Below are 15,576 nucleotides of genomic sequence, written 5' to 3' on the forward strand. Positions count from 1 at the left end.
TCTGTCTGTGATCTCATTTTATCTCGCTATGCGCTGCCCCATCTATCTACTGAGGTGACCTACATAGCACTATTGTGACATTCAATAAAGAGTTATGTTATTTCTTCTAATCCACTTCAGCACGTAAAAAAAGCATCTCCGCCGCGTACAAAAACCTATCCCGGTAAGGGCGGTTCTTGATGCGCGGCAAGAGATGCTTGGCACGGTATCCCTATGCGATTAACGAAGAACTTGATGTTTCTTGCGATACTCCTGCGGAGATAATCCCGTTACTTTCTTGAACAGCTTGGCAAAATAGGAGAAATGAACGTAACTTAGTCCTTCGGCGATGTTGCTGATCTTGTCGTTCGTCTCGGCCAGCAGCTTCTTGGCTCTCTCGATTCTCGTCTGCGTAATATAGTCCGTCAACGATATCCCGGTTTCCTTGCGGAACAGCCGGGAGACGTACGCCGGGTTGCGGAATACGGAATGGGCGATATCGTCGCGGTTCAATTCCTTCTGCAGGTTATCCTGGATATAAGCCTGCACTTTGGCGATGATCGCCGAGGAATCGCGCTGCTTCTCCTGGAACGATTCCAAGCATTTCTGAATCGTTCTCGCGGCCCATAGCTTCAGCAATTGAGGCGACCTTACTGCTTGAGCGTCCAAGAGCTCCGTCATCTCCATCGCCTCATAGATAGAAATGCCTTTGCGATATGCCGCCTGATAGAGCATATGGAGGAACCCGTACTGAAACAGCTCGAGCGTCTCTCGGCCGACCGCTTCGGCTTGAAACTGATCAATCGTCGTCTCTATCAGGCGTATCAATTCTTCCTGCTGCCCGTTATCGAGCAGAATCGTCCATTCCAAGAACGAAGGCAGGGCGATAAGCGAACCTCCCGGAGTTCCTCCCTCCGAAGTCGATGCATCGACTACCGTCTGAGCGGAAGACACGTTGGAGCGCTCTATCTGCATTAACCGTTCCAAAGCCGCGGGAAGCTCGCCGACGCGGACGGAGACATCCACGTAACAGGAGACGCGGCAATGAAAATAATCGTTGCACGCTTTCACGAAATGGCCGCACTTGTGCAACAGTTGCTTCCGGTCCGGAATATCGGCCTCATCCAAGTAGAGCAGCGCCAAATTAAGCTCGCCCGGTTCCTGCACGACAGTCCCCGGCAACTCTCCGAGTATCGTTTCCGCCGCGGCCTTGCGCAGCGCGTATTCCATAATGCTCTCGTCTCTCGAATCCAGCTCGACGTCCCACTGCTCGATACTGAGCAGAATCGGGAGCACTCTGCCCCGTTCAACGGTAAGGGGGATTTCCAACTGCTCGAATTGACGATTCAACCGATCCGCGTTAGCGCCTACGCGTCCGGCTAGCAACTCCTGCCAGAAGCGGTCAACCAAGATCGGCAATTGATTCTTCCATTGTCGGCGATAACTGTCCAGCGTGCTCTCGAATTCGGCCTGTTGCTTGCGCGCATCGATCTCGACGATCGCCCGTCCGACGATTTCCTTCAGCACGTCATGGTCGACCGGCTTGAGCACGTAGTCGAAACATCCCATATGCAACGCTTCTTGCGCATATTCGAACCGGGCATGTCCCGTCAGGAAGATCGTCAGCGTCTGCGGGCTCGCTTCGCGGATATATCGAAGCAGCTCCAAGCCGTTCGCTCCAGGCATCTCGATATCGGAAATAAGCAGGTCTACTTTATTTTCTTGGATATGCTTCTTCGCTTCAAAGACATTCTCCGCCTCTAGAATGCGGCCGATCGGCATTTCGCTCCAATCGATGCCTTGCGTAATCCCTTTGAGCGCGTACATTTCATCATCGACGACCAGCATCGTCAGCATTTAAGTTCTCCTCCCTCGCAACCGCGGCGGACGCGTCCTCCGTGTCGAACGAATGATCCCGCTCCCTTGGCAATCTCACCTTAACGACCGCGCCGCCTGCTTCGTCGTTATAGAATTGAATGCTTCCGTTTCCTCCGTACAACATTTTGAACCTGCGTATGATATTCCATATCCCCAAATGATTTTCCTTCGAATGCGAAATGTAAGTGTTGCTGTTCAGTTCCATGAGCATCGTTTCCGGGAACCCCGGTCCATTGTCCCGAATGATCAATCCCACGTATTGGTTAGAATCTTCCCGGTCTTCCTCGCATTGAATCTGAATCCGGAAAGGAGTGCCGTCTTGGACCCTCTTGTTAAACCCATGAATCACGCAATTCTCTACGAAAGGCTGCAGCATAAGCGGCGATACTTCCCAGCCCAGATAATCGGGATTAGACTCGATCGAATACTCCAGCTTGGACACGTACCTGACCTTCTGGATCTCCAGGTAATGCTCGATATGCCTGAACTCGTCCTCCAGCCTCACGACCGTTCGGTCGCCCAGCATGAGGAACCGGAAGTAGTCCGCCAAGTGCAAGCTCAGCTTCTGTACCGTCTTGAAATCTTTCAGCGCCGCCAAATTATAAATGATGTTCAAGCTATTCATATAGAAGTGCGGATTAATCTGAATTTGCAAATGCTTGTATTCCGCTCTTTGCAGCCTGATCTGTTCCTCGTAGACGTCGATCTTCAAGCTCTCGATCTGTTCGGCCATCTTGTTGAACGTGCCGGTCACGAAGCTGAACTCGCTGCTGTCCGCCAGCACCGGCAGCCGGGTATCGAACTGGCCCTGCCCTAGCTTCCTCATTCCCCGTATCAATCGAACGAAAGGCTGGAACATAACCCGCTGCAGGAAAAGCAAATACAGCGACAGAATAACGGCTACGGCCAAAGGCATCCAGAAATTCAAAACCTTTTGAAAGAAAGGGAGGCTCTTCAGAATATAAGATTCTTTCATTACTAACGTATATCGGATATCCGCGTATTGAGACGGTTGCGACAGCACGATATACGATTCTCCCTTGTACTTCAAGCCCGTCTCCATGCCGACCAAACCGCTGATTTTTTGCACGAACTCCTTATCTTTGAGCGGACCGTATTCGTTGTTGACCAGCGCGTTCCCTTGCGAATCGAGCAAGAACACCGACCCGTCCGGACCGACGTCGAAATTGTTCATCACTTTTTGCAACGTTTCCGCTTGGATGAGCGCTCCGGATATCGTCCGGTTGCCCAGATCGTGCGTCTTCATCAGGAACATTTGCCCGGAAATTCTCATCAAGCTCCAGTTGCGTTCGTTATCGGGCATCCCCTTAGGAACGTTTTCTTTCGCCCATGCCGTCAACACGTCAAGCTTCTCCAGCGAATTGTATACGTATTGCGTAGCATACATCAATTCCTTGGACTTATCGGGATAGACGAAGAAGGTATCGATTAGCGAGCTATAGAAAATCGAGTCGACCGCAAGCTGCTCGCGCAGCCTAAGCTTGGAGAACGTATACTCGTCGTCTTCCACATCCAGCAGCGGCATCGCCTGAATCTCGGGATCCCGTTCCAGATTAATGAGGTAATGGTAATAATCCAGCATGCTTTTGTCGTTGCTCCGCACGTACTCCGTGAGTAAAATATTGTAATGCGACGAGATCTGCTCCTTCACGACCCTTATCGCATATACGTTGTTATAGATAATGAACAAGACCATAGGCGTAAGGATGACAAAAAAGCCGATCACGATTTTGAAACGGACGGATTGCCAGAAACGCATGTGTTTCCCCCCGGAGACGACTGTCGGATATTTGCTATAGCATAACCCACCGTTTCGTTGGCGGGCAACTTGAACTTTCGCCGTTCGACGATCGGACGGGAAAAGCTTGCATATCCTCTCATAACAAAACCGTTAAGGTTGCCCCTAACGGTTCGTATCTTCCCTATTCTATCCGACCTGCTATTTGTCTCCCTCCGGCTTGCTTTCGTTACCGAAACGCCCCAAGCGTTCCAATGTCAGCTTATAGCCGTCATTCCCGTAATTGAGACAGCGTTTCACGCGGGAGATCGTCGCCGTGCTGGCCCCCGTCTCCGTCTCGATCTGATTGTAGGTATTTCCTTTCCCTAGCATCCGGGCGACTTCCAGCCTCTGCGATAGAGATTGGATCTCGTTTACCGTGCACAAGTCATCGAAGAACACGTAACATTCCTCTACGTTCTTCAAAGTAAGTATGGCTTCGAACAATTGATCTATGGATTTATCATTCAATTTCTTCAGTTGCATGAGTTCGCACCCTTTCCCTAACTCCGGTTGCAAAGGCGAAGGATCGGTTGCGCTGCCGATGGCGTGCAAGTTCGATCGCGCTTTGGTTCCATTGTACTGCGTACCTGCTAATAGTTCAAGCGTCACCGTATTCACGCATTACAGGAGTAAAATGTTCCGAACCCGGGCATCCGTCCATTCCACTAGTCGATAATCCTCATACCCTGATATTAAAAAAGGGTGTGACTCTATGAACGAACGGCAATCGCGCTCCCTGACCAGCTGGACGCCGGGCTTCGGACAGGAACAATTCCCGGGAATCGAAGAAACGTTCTCCGGTCCTCCTGCTGCCATAAATACGACTACGACTGCGACTACCGTTCTGCCCGCGGAAGTAGTGGAAGCCGCCCCGGCCAAAGGCGGACTGCCCTTCAATCTTTCCAATCTCAGCGATCTCAAATCGATGGTCGATCGCATGGGCGGAATCGATGGAGTATTGGCCACGATGGGGAAAGTCCAGAAGTTCATGTCCACGTTACAGCAAGTCGCTCCGATGATCAAATTGTTCATGGGCAAAAAAGGCAAAGCCGCCGCCGCTGACAAATCCAAAGGCACGCCGGAACGCAGACGCCCCGTCAGAAGGCGGACGAACAACAAGTCGCGCACCCGTAAGACATCATATAAACGGCGCTGAGCGCATCCGTGCCGTCCCTCCGCCCATATCGGACATGTAAAAAGAGGCTTTCCTTTCCCCAAGGAACAGCCTCTCGTTTCTTGTTATGTCTCGTATTCCAGAAAAGGATCGGGAATATCGATTACGTGCGCCTCCGCGTCGCTTACTCCCGTATAGAGCGAAGCGGTGCCGTCCTTATGCCGCACGAGTCCTCCGCTGAAGATCACGTCCACCAAATCCGGACGTTTCGCCGGACCGTCGGGGAACATGCCGCGGGTTGCGATCAGTTTAATCGGACTATATCGGTGGTCAACCGTATTGTAGGCGAATACCATCGGATAATAATGCCTAATGTTGTTGTCTTCCATCCTCGCGATATGGCCGAGCACGCCTACGATCCCGTTCTTCAGCAGGTGGGCTTCGTTCGCCCCTCCCCACTCCTCGGGGAGAAACTGATGGCGAAGCAATCCCGCTTCGGAGATGACATCCTCCGATAATTCCTCCAACGCCCCGATCTCCGTATATCCGATCAGTGCCCGAGCCCCTTCCACCATCATCGGCCGGGTAAAAACTCCGATTCGGCCATTCGCCAATTCCACGAGGCGAATATCCTTCATCGTCCTAGGCCCTTTGGCAAACGGTTCCAAATCGTTAATGGAATAACCTCGGTAAAAAACGGTGCACCACGAAGTCACGTAATGCGGGTCATCTCCATCGAAGTAGACCTCGACGCCGCCGAACACCAGTTGTCCGTCTATGAAGGTAAAGAACGGATCCTGCAAAGCGAATACCGGAGCGCCGTTTCGAGGCACCCATTCCCCGCTCCGCTCGACGAAGAACATCACTTCCGACGATTCGTTGCCGCGATCTTCAACCCTTCCGGCAATGACCGGTTCCCCGTCGTCCATGAACGGAGCGCTGATGTTATATACGTCACGGCGCCCGACTCCGGAGAAGACCAGCTTGCGTCCCCTCGAAGCCCGATCGACCGATAGGAATTCGTTCAACAAATCGACACTCGATTTCGCCTGTTCCGTATATGGGATCATAGGTGTCCTCCAGACCAAATAGAGATGACGGTAACCTTTAATCTTGCCGAATTAGTGGAGGAACAAACTGAGAACGTAATAAATCAGCATAGCCAACACTCCGACGACCGGGATCGTGATCACCCACGTGATAACGATCCGTCCCGCCATGCTCCACTTCACTTCCGAAAACTTCTTGGCCGAACCGACCCCTAAAATGGAAGAGGTAATCGCATGCGTCGTACTGACCGGGAGATGCGCCAACGTTGCGGATAGGATAACCGATGCGGATGCCAAATCCGCGGAAAATCCGTTGATCGGCTGGATTTTGAAAATTTTCGTCCCCATCGTCTTAATGATTTTCCATCCCCCAACGGACGTTCCGAGAGCCATTGCGATGGCTGCCGAAAACTTAACCCATAAAGGTATGTCCAAGTTGTCCTGAATTCCTGCGACAACGAGCGCCATCGTAATAATTCCCATAGCTTTCTGCGCATCGTTCGTCCCGTGCGTGAACGACTGGAACGCGGCGGTGATGACCTGTCCGTTCCGGAATACTTTATTGACGTGGTGCGGACTGGATTTCGCGAATATTCGCTTAAACAAGAACATGATGCAGAAACCTATCACGAAGGCAATAATAGGAGATAAAATCAGCCATTTGACGATGGTCGTAAAGCCTGAATAGTTGATCCCGTTCCAACCTTCCGACGCGATCGCGGCTCCAGCCAATGCGCCGATGATCGCATGCGAGGAGGACGAAGGAATTCCGAACCACCACGTAATCAAGTTCCACACAATCGCTGCGATCAGCGTCGCGATGACGACCGTCAGGCCGTGCTCCAGCTTGAAGGGGTCCGTTATTTTGCCCCCTATCGTCTTGGCCACTCCCGTAAAACTTAACGCCCCTACCAAATTCATGGAAGCGGCAAGGATAATGGCCCGCCGAGGAGTTAAAGCACGCGTTGAAACGGACATCGCGATGGCGTTTGCCGTATCGTGAAATCCGTTTATGAAATCAAATGCAAGTGCAAGTGCGACGATAACGACAACTAACCACATTGTGTAATCCATTATATTCTATTCCGTCCCCGCTTGCGCCGATTAAGAATTGCGCATGATTATGGATTGCAGCGTATTGGCGACATCTTCGCACGAGTCGGTCGTTTCTTCCAAACGCTCGTAAATTTCTTTATGTTTAATAAGCTCTATCGGATCCTTCACGTTCTGGAACAGGTGCTTGATGCCTTGGCGCATCAAGTCGTCTCCCTCGTTTTCGAGCTCGTTGATTTTGACCAAATGCGGCTGCATGGCGAGCAGCTTCTTCTGCGTGAGCAAGTAAATAGCCGATTTGATCTCTTGCGAGCTTTGACGCAAGCACTCGCCGAATTTGCGGATATAGGGATCGGCTTTCGTGATTTGATACATTTCGAACCGAGATGCGCAAGCTTCGATTCCGTCGAGCACGTCGTCCAGCTTCTTGATCAGTTCCATAATGTCTTCGCGCTCGATCGGAGTGATGAACGTCTTGTTGAGCTCCGTAAGAATGATATGGGTGCATTTGTCGCCTTTATGTTCGAACTCCTTCATTTCCTTGGCGAATGCTGACACATCCGGCAGATCGCCGTTGACGGCGGTCGCGAAATGATCTACCGTCTGGAAGATAATATCCGACATTTCTTCCAATGTCATAAAAAAGATGTCTTTTTTCTTTCTGAACACGGATAGCCCTTCTTTCCCATATATGTAACTGAGTGATTTTACGATCCGCTAACACACCGATTACACTGCATTAACTTATTTATTTTATCACAGCGCGTCCAAGCTTTGTATAGCCTCAATTTCCGCACATGTGACACTTTTTTTAAGTTTGACCCATTAGTGGAAATGCTACTCCGAAACCCCAGATGTTATTTTGTCAAAAAAAGCGGGGACCGAATGAAGTCTGCCATGACTTCGTTCGGCCCCCCGCATATTACGTTTATTATTGATAAGTTACGTGTTTGTCCAATGTCGTTGAGTTCGGCACGACATGGTAATACGTTACGCCCGGCAAGAAAGGCAGTTCCTGGCCGTCTTTCACCAGCCGGATGACGTCGCCGTCCTTCCGTTCCCATTGGCACGGAATCGCTTTGCCGTTCTGGAACAGAATCGCGTCCCCGCCCTTATCCAGATCGACGACGAGCCTTCCTACGTCGTCCTTGATATCGTGCTTCGCGTTCAAGACGACGAGATTCGTTGCCGTTAATTGCTGATCGTTATTCTTATCGATATGCGGTTTGCCGTTAATCGAACGGGCGTATACGGCTTTGGCGCTATCATAAGCATAGGAAACTTTGTAATCCGACAACATGAACTTGATGTCGATCTGATTGGCGGAAGCGGCCGTCGCAAGCGCCGGAGGCGTTGCGTTGAAAGCCATAAGAGGGACTTCCGCGGTAGACTTGTATTTGCGTTTCTCGGTTCCTTCACGCAGCTTCTCTAACGTCGTATAGACGTTATGAGGGGCTTTGCGGGACTTATCCCTGTAGAAGTAAGCGCCGGCATTCGTGATTTCGTCCAGATCTTCCTTCTTCTGTTTTTGCAAGATCGCGAAAGCATCGTTGCTCGCCCCAGCGTGCACGACGATCCCGCTGTAAAATTCGCCGATTTGAATAAAGTATGGACGTATGCTGCGAACCGGTCCGATCGGATCGGTAAATTCCTTGCTTTGGAAGATGGCGACAAAACGCGTAATTCCGCCCTCCGCCAGAACCTCCCACACCGTATCGGCTTGCGTCATGCCGGATTGAGGCCTTGCCGGGGCCAAATTGTTGATACTTACCGCGAACGGTCTATTCGTAACTTCCTTCTCCGCGGGCAAGCCCGTTAACGGTGCCAGAAAAGCTGCGTTAGGCGTCGGGGTCTCGCCGGCCGACTCGGTGGCGCTTACCGTCGGCACAGCCGTCTCGACCGGCTCCGTTGTCGTCTCCTTCGACCCGCCGCTGCAAGCGGTTAAACCTACGAGCACGGCTGCAAGCGTAAGCTGCATCGCTATTCGTAATCGTTGCGTCATGCTCATTCTCCCTTCGCGAGTATGTACTCTTCCATTAAACCATACGAGCCCCTCTGGAAAAAGAGCCTCGATCCCCTTTTTTCGACAACCTTCGGCGATTTTACCGGACAATAAAAAAGATGAGCAGACTAGGTCTGCTCATCCCGCTAACATGCGCTTATTGAACGGATGATGATAATTCCTTGTTCGAAGCCTGCCGCAGCAGGTTTAGGAACTCGCGCATGAAGCCGGGCAGATCCGGCCAAGCATGGCCCGTAACCAAATTACCGTCGACGTGCAGCGTTTCGCTCGCATACTGGGCGCCGAGAGATTCGACCTCCAGCTTGCAAGCGTTATAGGCCGTCAACGTACGGCCCTTAAAGTAAGTTCGATCGCTCAGCGCGAGGAACACTTGAGCGCCGTGGCAGATCGCTCCGACGATTTTGTCGGCGTCCAGAAAGTGCTGAACGATACGCGGAAGGTCCGCATCGTTGCGTATAAACTCCGGCGCGCGTCCGCCGGGGATAATCAACGCATCGTATTCGGAAGGATCAACGTCGGCGAAGGCGATGTCCGCCGCTAGAAGATGAGCCGGTTTCTCCGTATAAGTGTCCCAACCCTCGACGAAGTCGTGGCATACGGTGTTCAACACCTTTTTCTTGGGAGAAGCGATAACCGCTTCGTAACCTTCTTCCTTGATTCGGTAAAAAGGATAATACACCTCTAGCACCTCTGCGCCGTCGCCTGTCAGAATAAGCACTCGCTTGGACATGGAACACTCTCCTTACTGAGGATGAGATGACAACCATTTCCATTATGGAATGCCCCCAAAGCGTCGTCAATGCTCCTGCGGTCAGGGGCTCTGCCGTCAGATGATGTCGAATATTTCCCATTGACCGTTAAGATTAGATGCTCCAATGCTGCCAATCCTGCTGACGCTTCTCGTGACTCGCCAGCCATTCGAACGTCGTTTGGTACAACTCTCCCTTATGCACTCCTTTGGAGTAAGTGTGATCCGCTTGAAATACGATATTTTTGTCGCAGCGTCCTTCGCCTCTCAGCCAGAACGTCTTTTCCAGCAGGAAGCTATAGTCGGCGGGAATAATATCGTCCGACGTTCCGTGCGCGATGAACACGTCTCCGTGAAACTTCGGCGCCTCCTGGAAAGGCTGGTGCTGCTGCAACGATTCGAAAAATTCCGGCTTCAGCTTGTAGCCGAGATAGTCCGCTTGGCCTTTTTTGACGGTCTCGTCATACACGTCGCGTCCTACGATTCTCAGGATATCGTTGAACGGATACGCTACGGGCGACCATAACGCCAGAGATTTGACGCGGCGATCCTTCGTTCCCGTTAGCAGAGCAACCGCTCCGCCAAGGCTATGGCCTAACAATGTCACCCTCAGCGGATCTACGCAGTCGAGGCTCAAGCCGTAATCCAATACCGCGCGAGTCTGGGCAATCATCGAATCCAATCCGTGTTCCCCATACACTCCGTCGCTTTCTCCGCAGCCCGCGTAATCGAATCGAATGACAAGGAAACCCCTTTTTGCAAGCTCCCTGCTTGCTAACAAGAACAATCTATCAACTCCGATACGGCTGCCGATAAATCCGTGGCAGATAACGACGAGAGGCATCTTCTTCTCGGAGCATCCTCCGTCATTGGCCGGATAATGGATCGTAGCCGTTAAATTCAAGTCCTCATGGCGAATCGTCAAAGGTCTTTCCATAATCGAATCCCTCATTCCATTAATTCCGATGTATTTACTATGAATTAAACTTTAACACCGTTCCATAAATCTGTCAACCGATTGAGATTAATAAAATTGTTGTAATATAACCTAACATAAAGGTATAATTCTCAGTAGATTTTGCGATTGGTGTGATATAATATAACGCAAAAATCAAATTACAACTTAGGAGATTGATCCCGATGAAAAGATCAAAACCGCTTTTATGGAAAGTGATGTTAGCCGGAGTTCTCTCAATCGTAGCCGTTACGCCGCATTATGGCAAAGCTTCCGCAGCTTCTTCCCCCGCAATTTCGTCTGTCGGCTGGTCCGAGTTAACAGATGTAATTAAACCTATCATCGATTTGGCCAATAAAGCCGGAATCCGGGTATCCGTTGGCGTTAGAGATCTTAGCGGAGCATACGGCAACGAGAAAATCCTTCTCGGCGACGATTCCGTGTACAAGCCTGCTAGCACGATTAAGCTAGCCTTAGTATCCGCATTGATGCAGCAAGTTGATTCCGGCACGAAAAAATTAAGCGATACCGTAAAGGTCGAGCCCGAAGATGTCGTTGGAGGAACCGGTTCTCTGCAAAAGGAAACTTTCCCGCAAGACGTCACTATCGACAGATTAGCCCGGCTGATGATCACTCAATCCGACAATACGGCCACCAACGTGCTAATCGATGCGGTCGGTCTGGACAACGTGCAGAAGGTAATGGATCAACTGGGGTTGAAAGTGATGCACCTCGGCCGCAAGATGTTCGCTTCCGCGCCTACGCCCGAACAGGACAACTATATCAATGCGGAAGACCTCGCGACATTGCTTGAAAATATTTATAAAGGGAGTTTCTTGAGCGACAAATCGCGTAACCAGATCATCAGCTGGATGTCCGCTCAGGAAGTGAACACGAAGTTCGGGGCCGCTTTGCCCGATGCGCCGATCGCCCACAAAACCGGAGAGAACGCGAACGTCACCCATGACGTCGGCTATTTCTTGGTTCCCGGACACGAGATCGCCATCTCCGTTATGACGGAAGTAAACACGACAACCGATTTCGACACCGCGCAGAAGATCGGCAATCCAATCGTTCAGAACGTAGCCAAAGCGGTATACGGTTATTTGCTCAACGGCGATTCATCGAGCGGCGATTCCACGCCGTTAACGCGCGCGGACTTCGTCAAATTGATCGTTCCCGTGCTCGGACTTCACTCCTCGGAAAGAGATTATTCTTTTACCGACGTCACCGCGGATAACCCGCTAGCGCCATATATCGCAGCCGCCAAGAAAGCCGGTATCGTCAATGGCGTCGCGTCCGGCCGCTTCGGTCTGGACACTCCGATCTCCCGCGCGGAGCTGATCTCTATGTACGTTCGCGCATACGAATACGTTCATGGCGAAATCTCGGGCTATTCCTCCGAGCTAAGCTATAAGGATAGCGATGAAATCGCCGCATGGGCGCATGAGTCTCTGTTGAAAGCCCAGCACTTGGGCGTAGCCAAAGGATACCCGGACGGCACCGTTCGCCCGTCGCAACAAGCAACGCGGGCGGAATCTCTAAAGATGGTCGAGCGCCTTTGGTTCCCGAACAACTAACGCTAGCCGATAAAACCGGACGAGCCTAGCTCGGCCGGTTTTTTTGCGGTTTGGATTCCGAGCCGTTAGGGAAACCTAAACCCCATCTAGCAAGATGCCAATCCATCCCTGACATCCATGATAAGGAGTTGACGAATATGGAAAGCTTCGTCCAATGGATATCCGACCACCCCGAGATCGCTTTGCTTATCGTCGTATCGGTGTTCGCGGTCGGTTACGTCATCGCCCACCGAAAAGCATTATTCTACAAAGAATAAGCCGCTGGATCGCCTTGATCAAGGCGATCTCAACGGCTTTATTATGCGTTGAGCTCTTTTAAGTTACACAAGCGCTTTAGCTGCTATGTCCGTACGGTTCTGTTTGCCTTCGAACGTAATGCCGGCAGCCGCGGCGTAAGCGTTGGCCCTCGCTTCGGCAATGCCCGCGCCCCGGCCTACAATGCCTAGCACGCGTCCTCCGTTCGTGACGACCTTGCCGTCCTTCAACGCGGTTCCCGCGTGGAATACCAAAGCTCCCGGAGTATTAACTTGATCCAAGCCTTCGATCGGGAAGCCTTTCGGATACGAGCCCGGATAACCTCCGGAAGCCAGCACCACGCATACCGCGGCTTCGTCGCTCCATTGGATATCGATATCCTTCAACGTTCCGTCGATGGATGCCAAGAAAATATCGAGCAGATCCGTCTCGAGACGGGGCAGCACGACTTGCGTTTCCGGATCCCCGAAACGGGCGTTGAACTCGATCGTTTTCGGACCGTCCTTCGTGATCATCAGACCGGCGAACAGTACGCCCCGGAACGGACGACCTTCCGATACCATGGCCCGGGCGGTAGGCTTGATAATATTCTCTATCGAGTCGTCGATGATCGATTGGGGGATGTGCGGCAGCGGAGAATAGGTTCCCATTCCGCCCGTATTCGGCCCTTTGTCGTTATCGAACACTTGCTTGTGGTCCTGCGCCGGCGACATGGCGCGAACGGTATCTCCGTCCACGAACGCCAAGATGGACATCTCTTGTCCTTCGAGGAATTCCTCGATGACGACTTTGTCTCCTGCCGCGCCGAACGACTTGTCTACCATTGTCTCTTCCAAAGCCTTGTCCGCTTCCTCGCGCGTGAAGCAGACGGATACGCCTTTGCCCGCCGCAAGCCCGTCCGCTTTAATGACGATCGGCAGAGACTGTTGCTTGAGATATGCCGAAGCGGCCTCAAAGTCCGTAAACGTTTCGTATTTGGCAGTCGGAATATTGTATTTGCGCAACAGATCCTTCATGAAGATTTTGCTGCCTTCGATTTCCGCCGCGTTCTTCCGCGGTCCGTATACCGGAATCGACGCGGCTTCGAATTCGTCCACGATACCCGCCGCTAACGGATCGTCGGGTCCGACTACGACCAGATCGATCGCTTTCTCCTTCGCGAACGCCACGAGACGCGCGAATTCAAGCTCCCCGATATCCACGTTTTCCGCCAATTGGGCGATTCCCGCGTTCCCCGGCGCACAGTAAATTTGGTTGATCTTCGCGCTTTTCCTCAGCGCCCAGATGATCGCGTGCTCGCGACCGCCTCGTCCGATGACTAGAACTTTCACTTTCGTGCCCTCCTCATTTGCGTTATCGACGTTAATCGTCAATTTGAACGGTATTCATAACGTTATCGGATAACGCTATTTCAACCCTTCCGTGACCATTCCAGAAAAATAACGTTACCGCGTAACGCTATAAGCCTCACCAAGCCCGAATATTCAACCTTAGCGGCTCATTAACGTTATCCGGTAACGTTATTGTGCAATATTGCGTCTATCTATGGAAATAGCGTTACCGCGTAACGCTATTTCCTGGTCGTGTTCGATTAGTGTTTGAAGTGACGGACACCCGTTACGATCATGGCAATATTGTTGGCATTGGCCGCGGCGATCGATTCCGCGTCTTTAATGGAACCGCCCGGTTGAATGATAGCCGTGATTCCCGCTTTGGCGGCAAGCTCGACCGTATCTCCCATCGGGAAGAACGCATCGGAAGCGAGCACGGCGCCCTTCGCTTTGTCTCCCGCTTGTTCGATCGCGATACGAGCCGCGCCTACGCGGTTCATTTGACCCGCGCCGACGCCAACCGTCATGTTGTCGCTGGCCAGCAAAATCGCGTTCGATTTTACGTGTTTGACGACTTTCCAAGCGAACAGCAATTGCTTAAGCTCTTCATCCGTCGGCTTGCGATCCGTCACTACGGTGATATCCCCGTCGCTTAGGCTGTGCACGTCGCTTTGCTGCACGAGCATTCCGCCTTCTACGCTCGTAACGAGCCATTCCGGGTTGCGTTCCGCGGCGGAAGGAAGTTCGCCGATGCGCATCAAACGGATGTTTTTCTTGCGCTGCAAAATTTCCAACGCTTCCGGAGTGAATTCCGGCGCGATGATAATTTCCAGGAACAGTTCGCTCAGGCGATTCGCCGTTTCCGCTCCGATCGTCCGGTTAGCCGCGATAATGCCGCCGAAAATCGAAGTCGGATCGGATTCGTAAGCTTTCACGTACGCCTCGTCGATGTTGGCGCCAATCCCTACGCCGCAAGGGTTCATATGCTTAACCGCAACGACCGCCGGCTCGTTGAATTCCTTAACGATCGCCAGCGCAGCGTTCGCGTCGTTGATGTTGTTGTAGGACAGTTCTTTGCCATGCAGTTGTTCCGCGGAAGTGATATTCCCCGCAGTGGATAGCGGCTTGCGATAGAAGGCAGCCTTCTGGTGCGGATTCTCGCCGTAACGGAGCTCCTGAACTTTCTCGTAAGTGACCGTAAGGCTTTCCGGCAACGGATCGTCCAGCTGTTTGGCGAAATAGTCGGAGATCAAAGCGTCGTAAGCGGATGTGTGGCGGAATACTTTGGCAGCCAGACGCTTGCGCGTCTCCAGCGTCGTATCGCCTCCGTTGCGCACTTCCTCCAGCACTTGCGCATAATCGCCGGCATCGACGACAACGGTAACGAAAGCGTGATTTTTCGCCGCGGAACGAAGCATCGTCGGACCGCCGATATCGATGTTCTCGATCGCGTCTTCGTAAGAAACGTTCGGTTTGGAGATCGTTTCTTTGAAAGGATAAAGGTTAACGACAACGAGGTCGATATAATCGAGGTTCAGTTCTTCCATCGCCTTAATATGCTCGGCGTCGTCGCGGATCGCTAACAATCCGCTATGTACCGCCGGATGCAACGTCTTCACTCGCCCGTCTAGAATTTCAGGAAAACCCGTTACTTCGGAAATGCCGATGACCGGCACGTTTTCCTTCTCCAGCAACGTTTTCGTTCCGCCTGTCGATATCACTTGCACGCCTTGCTGCGCGAGCTCACGGCACAAATCCACGATTCCGGTTTTGTCCGAGACGCTGACCAGCGCTCTTCTGATCGCCACGA

13 protein-coding genes are annotated in these 15,576 nt (G+C 52.0%); 2 read left to right on the top strand and 11 right to left on the bottom strand.

The features are described 5' to 3' along the window. Nucleotides 1-219 precede the first annotated feature (219 nt). The 3 genes from FPL14_RS09135 to FPL14_RS09145 form a co-directional block, all read right to left on the bottom strand. Nucleotides 220-1,836, bottom strand: a complete 1,617-nt coding sequence (locus FPL14_RS09135; protein WP_182302687.1) for a response regulator — start codon at nucleotides 1,834-1,836, stop codon at nucleotides 220-222. Further along, on the bottom strand, nucleotides 1,811-3,637 hold the full coding sequence (locus tag FPL14_RS09140; RefSeq protein WP_182302688.1) for a cache domain-containing sensor histidine kinase: 1,827 nt from the start codon (nucleotides 3,635-3,637) through the stop codon (nucleotides 1,811-1,813). The genes FPL14_RS09135 and FPL14_RS09140 overlap by 26 nt, the downstream gene beginning before the upstream one ends. Nucleotides 3,638-3,817: 180 nt before the next feature. Beyond that, nucleotides 3,818-4,141 carry a YerC/YecD family TrpR-related protein gene (locus FPL14_RS09145; RefSeq protein WP_182303922.1) on the bottom strand — a complete coding sequence of 108 codons (324 nt, stop codon included), beginning with the start codon at nucleotides 4,139-4,141 and terminating at the stop codon, nucleotides 3,818-3,820. 229 nt (nucleotides 4,142-4,370) lie between these two features. Here FPL14_RS09145 and FPL14_RS09150 point away from each other — a divergent pair, with 229 nt between their 5' ends. Then, on the top strand, nucleotides 4,371-4,814 hold the full coding sequence (locus FPL14_RS09150; RefSeq protein ID WP_182302689.1) for a tyrosine protein kinase: 444 nt from the start codon (nucleotides 4,371-4,373) through the stop codon (nucleotides 4,812-4,814). 83 nt (nucleotides 4,815-4,897) lie between these two features. Here FPL14_RS09150 and FPL14_RS09155 read toward each other — a convergent pair whose 3' ends face one another. The 6 genes from FPL14_RS09155 to FPL14_RS09180 form a co-directional block, all read right to left on the bottom strand. After that, nucleotides 4,898-5,842 (bottom strand): DUF1861 family protein, encoded by a 945-nt coding sequence (locus FPL14_RS09155; protein WP_182302690.1) that lies wholly within the window; start codon nucleotides 5,840-5,842, stop codon nucleotides 4,898-4,900. A gap of 51 nt (nucleotides 5,843-5,893) precedes the next feature. Beyond that, entirely contained in the window at nucleotides 5,894-6,895 is a 1,002-nt protein-coding gene (locus tag FPL14_RS09160) for an inorganic phosphate transporter (RefSeq protein WP_182302691.1), read from the bottom strand. Nucleotides 6,896-6,925: 30 nt separating this feature from the next. Next, entirely contained in the window at nucleotides 6,926-7,543 is a 618-nt protein-coding gene (locus tag FPL14_RS09165; RefSeq protein ID WP_182302692.1) for a DUF47 domain-containing protein, read from the bottom strand. 262 nt (nucleotides 7,544-7,805) lie between these two features. Then, nucleotides 7,806-8,876, bottom strand: a complete 1,071-nt coding sequence (locus FPL14_RS09170) for a DUF3048 domain-containing protein (protein WP_182302693.1) — start codon at nucleotides 8,874-8,876, stop codon at nucleotides 7,806-7,808. 157 nt (nucleotides 8,877-9,033) lie between these two features. Next, on the bottom strand, nucleotides 9,034-9,627 hold the full coding sequence (locus tag FPL14_RS09175) for a DJ-1/PfpI family protein (protein ID WP_182302694.1): 594 nt from the start codon (nucleotides 9,625-9,627) through the stop codon (nucleotides 9,034-9,036). A 133-nt stretch (nucleotides 9,628-9,760) separates the two neighbouring features. Beyond that, complete coding sequence (locus tag FPL14_RS09180) at nucleotides 9,761-10,582, bottom strand: alpha/beta hydrolase family protein (protein ID WP_182302695.1); 822 nt, start codon at nucleotides 10,580-10,582, stop codon at nucleotides 9,761-9,763. 203 nt (nucleotides 10,583-10,785) lie between these two features. Here FPL14_RS09180 and FPL14_RS09185 point away from each other — a divergent pair, with 203 nt between their 5' ends. Further along, nucleotides 10,786-12,180: a serine hydrolase gene (locus FPL14_RS09185; protein ID WP_182302696.1), complete on the top strand. Its 1,395-nt coding sequence runs from the start codon at nucleotides 10,786-10,788 to the stop codon at nucleotides 12,178-12,180. 320 nt (nucleotides 12,181-12,500) lie between these two features. Here the strand turns inward: FPL14_RS09185 and purD are convergent, their stop codons facing one another. Further along, nucleotides 12,501-13,766: a phosphoribosylamine--glycine ligase gene (purD, locus tag FPL14_RS09190; protein ID WP_182302697.1), complete on the bottom strand. Its 1,266-nt coding sequence runs from the start codon at nucleotides 13,764-13,766 to the stop codon at nucleotides 12,501-12,503. Between the two features lie 260 nt (nucleotides 13,767-14,026). Beyond that, nucleotides 14,027-15,574 (bottom strand): bifunctional phosphoribosylaminoimidazolecarboxamide formyltransferase/IMP cyclohydrolase, encoded by a 1,548-nt coding sequence (purH, locus tag FPL14_RS09195; RefSeq protein ID WP_182302698.1) that lies wholly within the window; start codon nucleotides 15,572-15,574, stop codon nucleotides 14,027-14,029. Nucleotides 15,575-15,576: the final 2 nt, after the last annotated feature.

This window comes from Cohnella cholangitidis (genome assembly GCF_014107495.1).
Taxonomy (GTDB): domain Bacteria; phylum Bacillota; class Bacilli; order Paenibacillales; family Paenibacillaceae; genus Cohnella; species Cohnella cholangitidis.

Bases quoted from the DNA above. Each gene is read 5' to 3' on its own strand.
- FPL14_RS09170 (WP_182302693.1), bottom strand. From the start codon at position 8,876: ATGACGCAACGATTACGAATAGCGATGCAGCTTACGCTTGCAGCCGTG.
- FPL14_RS09185 (WP_182302696.1), top strand. From the start codon at position 10,786: ATGAAAAGATCAAAACCGCTTTTATGGAAAGTGATGTTAGCCGGAGTT.
- FPL14_RS09150 (WP_182302689.1), top strand. From the start codon at position 4,371: ATGAACGAACGGCAATCGCGCTCCCTGACCAGCTGGACGCCGGGCTTC.
- FPL14_RS09175 (WP_182302694.1), bottom strand. From the start codon at position 9,627: ATGTCCAAGCGAGTGCTTATTCTGACAGGCGACGGCGCAGAGGTGCTA.
- FPL14_RS09180 (WP_182302695.1), bottom strand. From the start codon at position 10,582: ATGGAAAGACCTTTGACGATTCGCCATGAGGACTTGAATTTAACGGCT.
- FPL14_RS09140 (WP_182302688.1), bottom strand. From the start codon at position 3,637: ATGCGTTTCTGGCAATCCGTCCGTTTCAAAATCGTGATCGGCTTTTTT.
- FPL14_RS09145 (WP_182303922.1), bottom strand. From the start codon at position 4,141: ATGCAACTGAAGAAATTGAATGATAAATCCATAGATCAATTGTTCGAA.
- FPL14_RS09135 (WP_182302687.1), bottom strand. From the start codon at position 1,836: ATGCTGACGATGCTGGTCGTCGATGATGAAATGTACGCGCTCAAAGGG.
- FPL14_RS09160 (WP_182302691.1), bottom strand. From the start codon at position 6,895: ATGGATTACACAATGTGGTTAGTTGTCGTTATCGTCGCACTTGCACTT.
- FPL14_RS09155 (WP_182302690.1), bottom strand. From the start codon at position 5,842: ATGATCCCATATACGGAACAGGCGAAATCGAGTGTCGATTTGTTGAAC.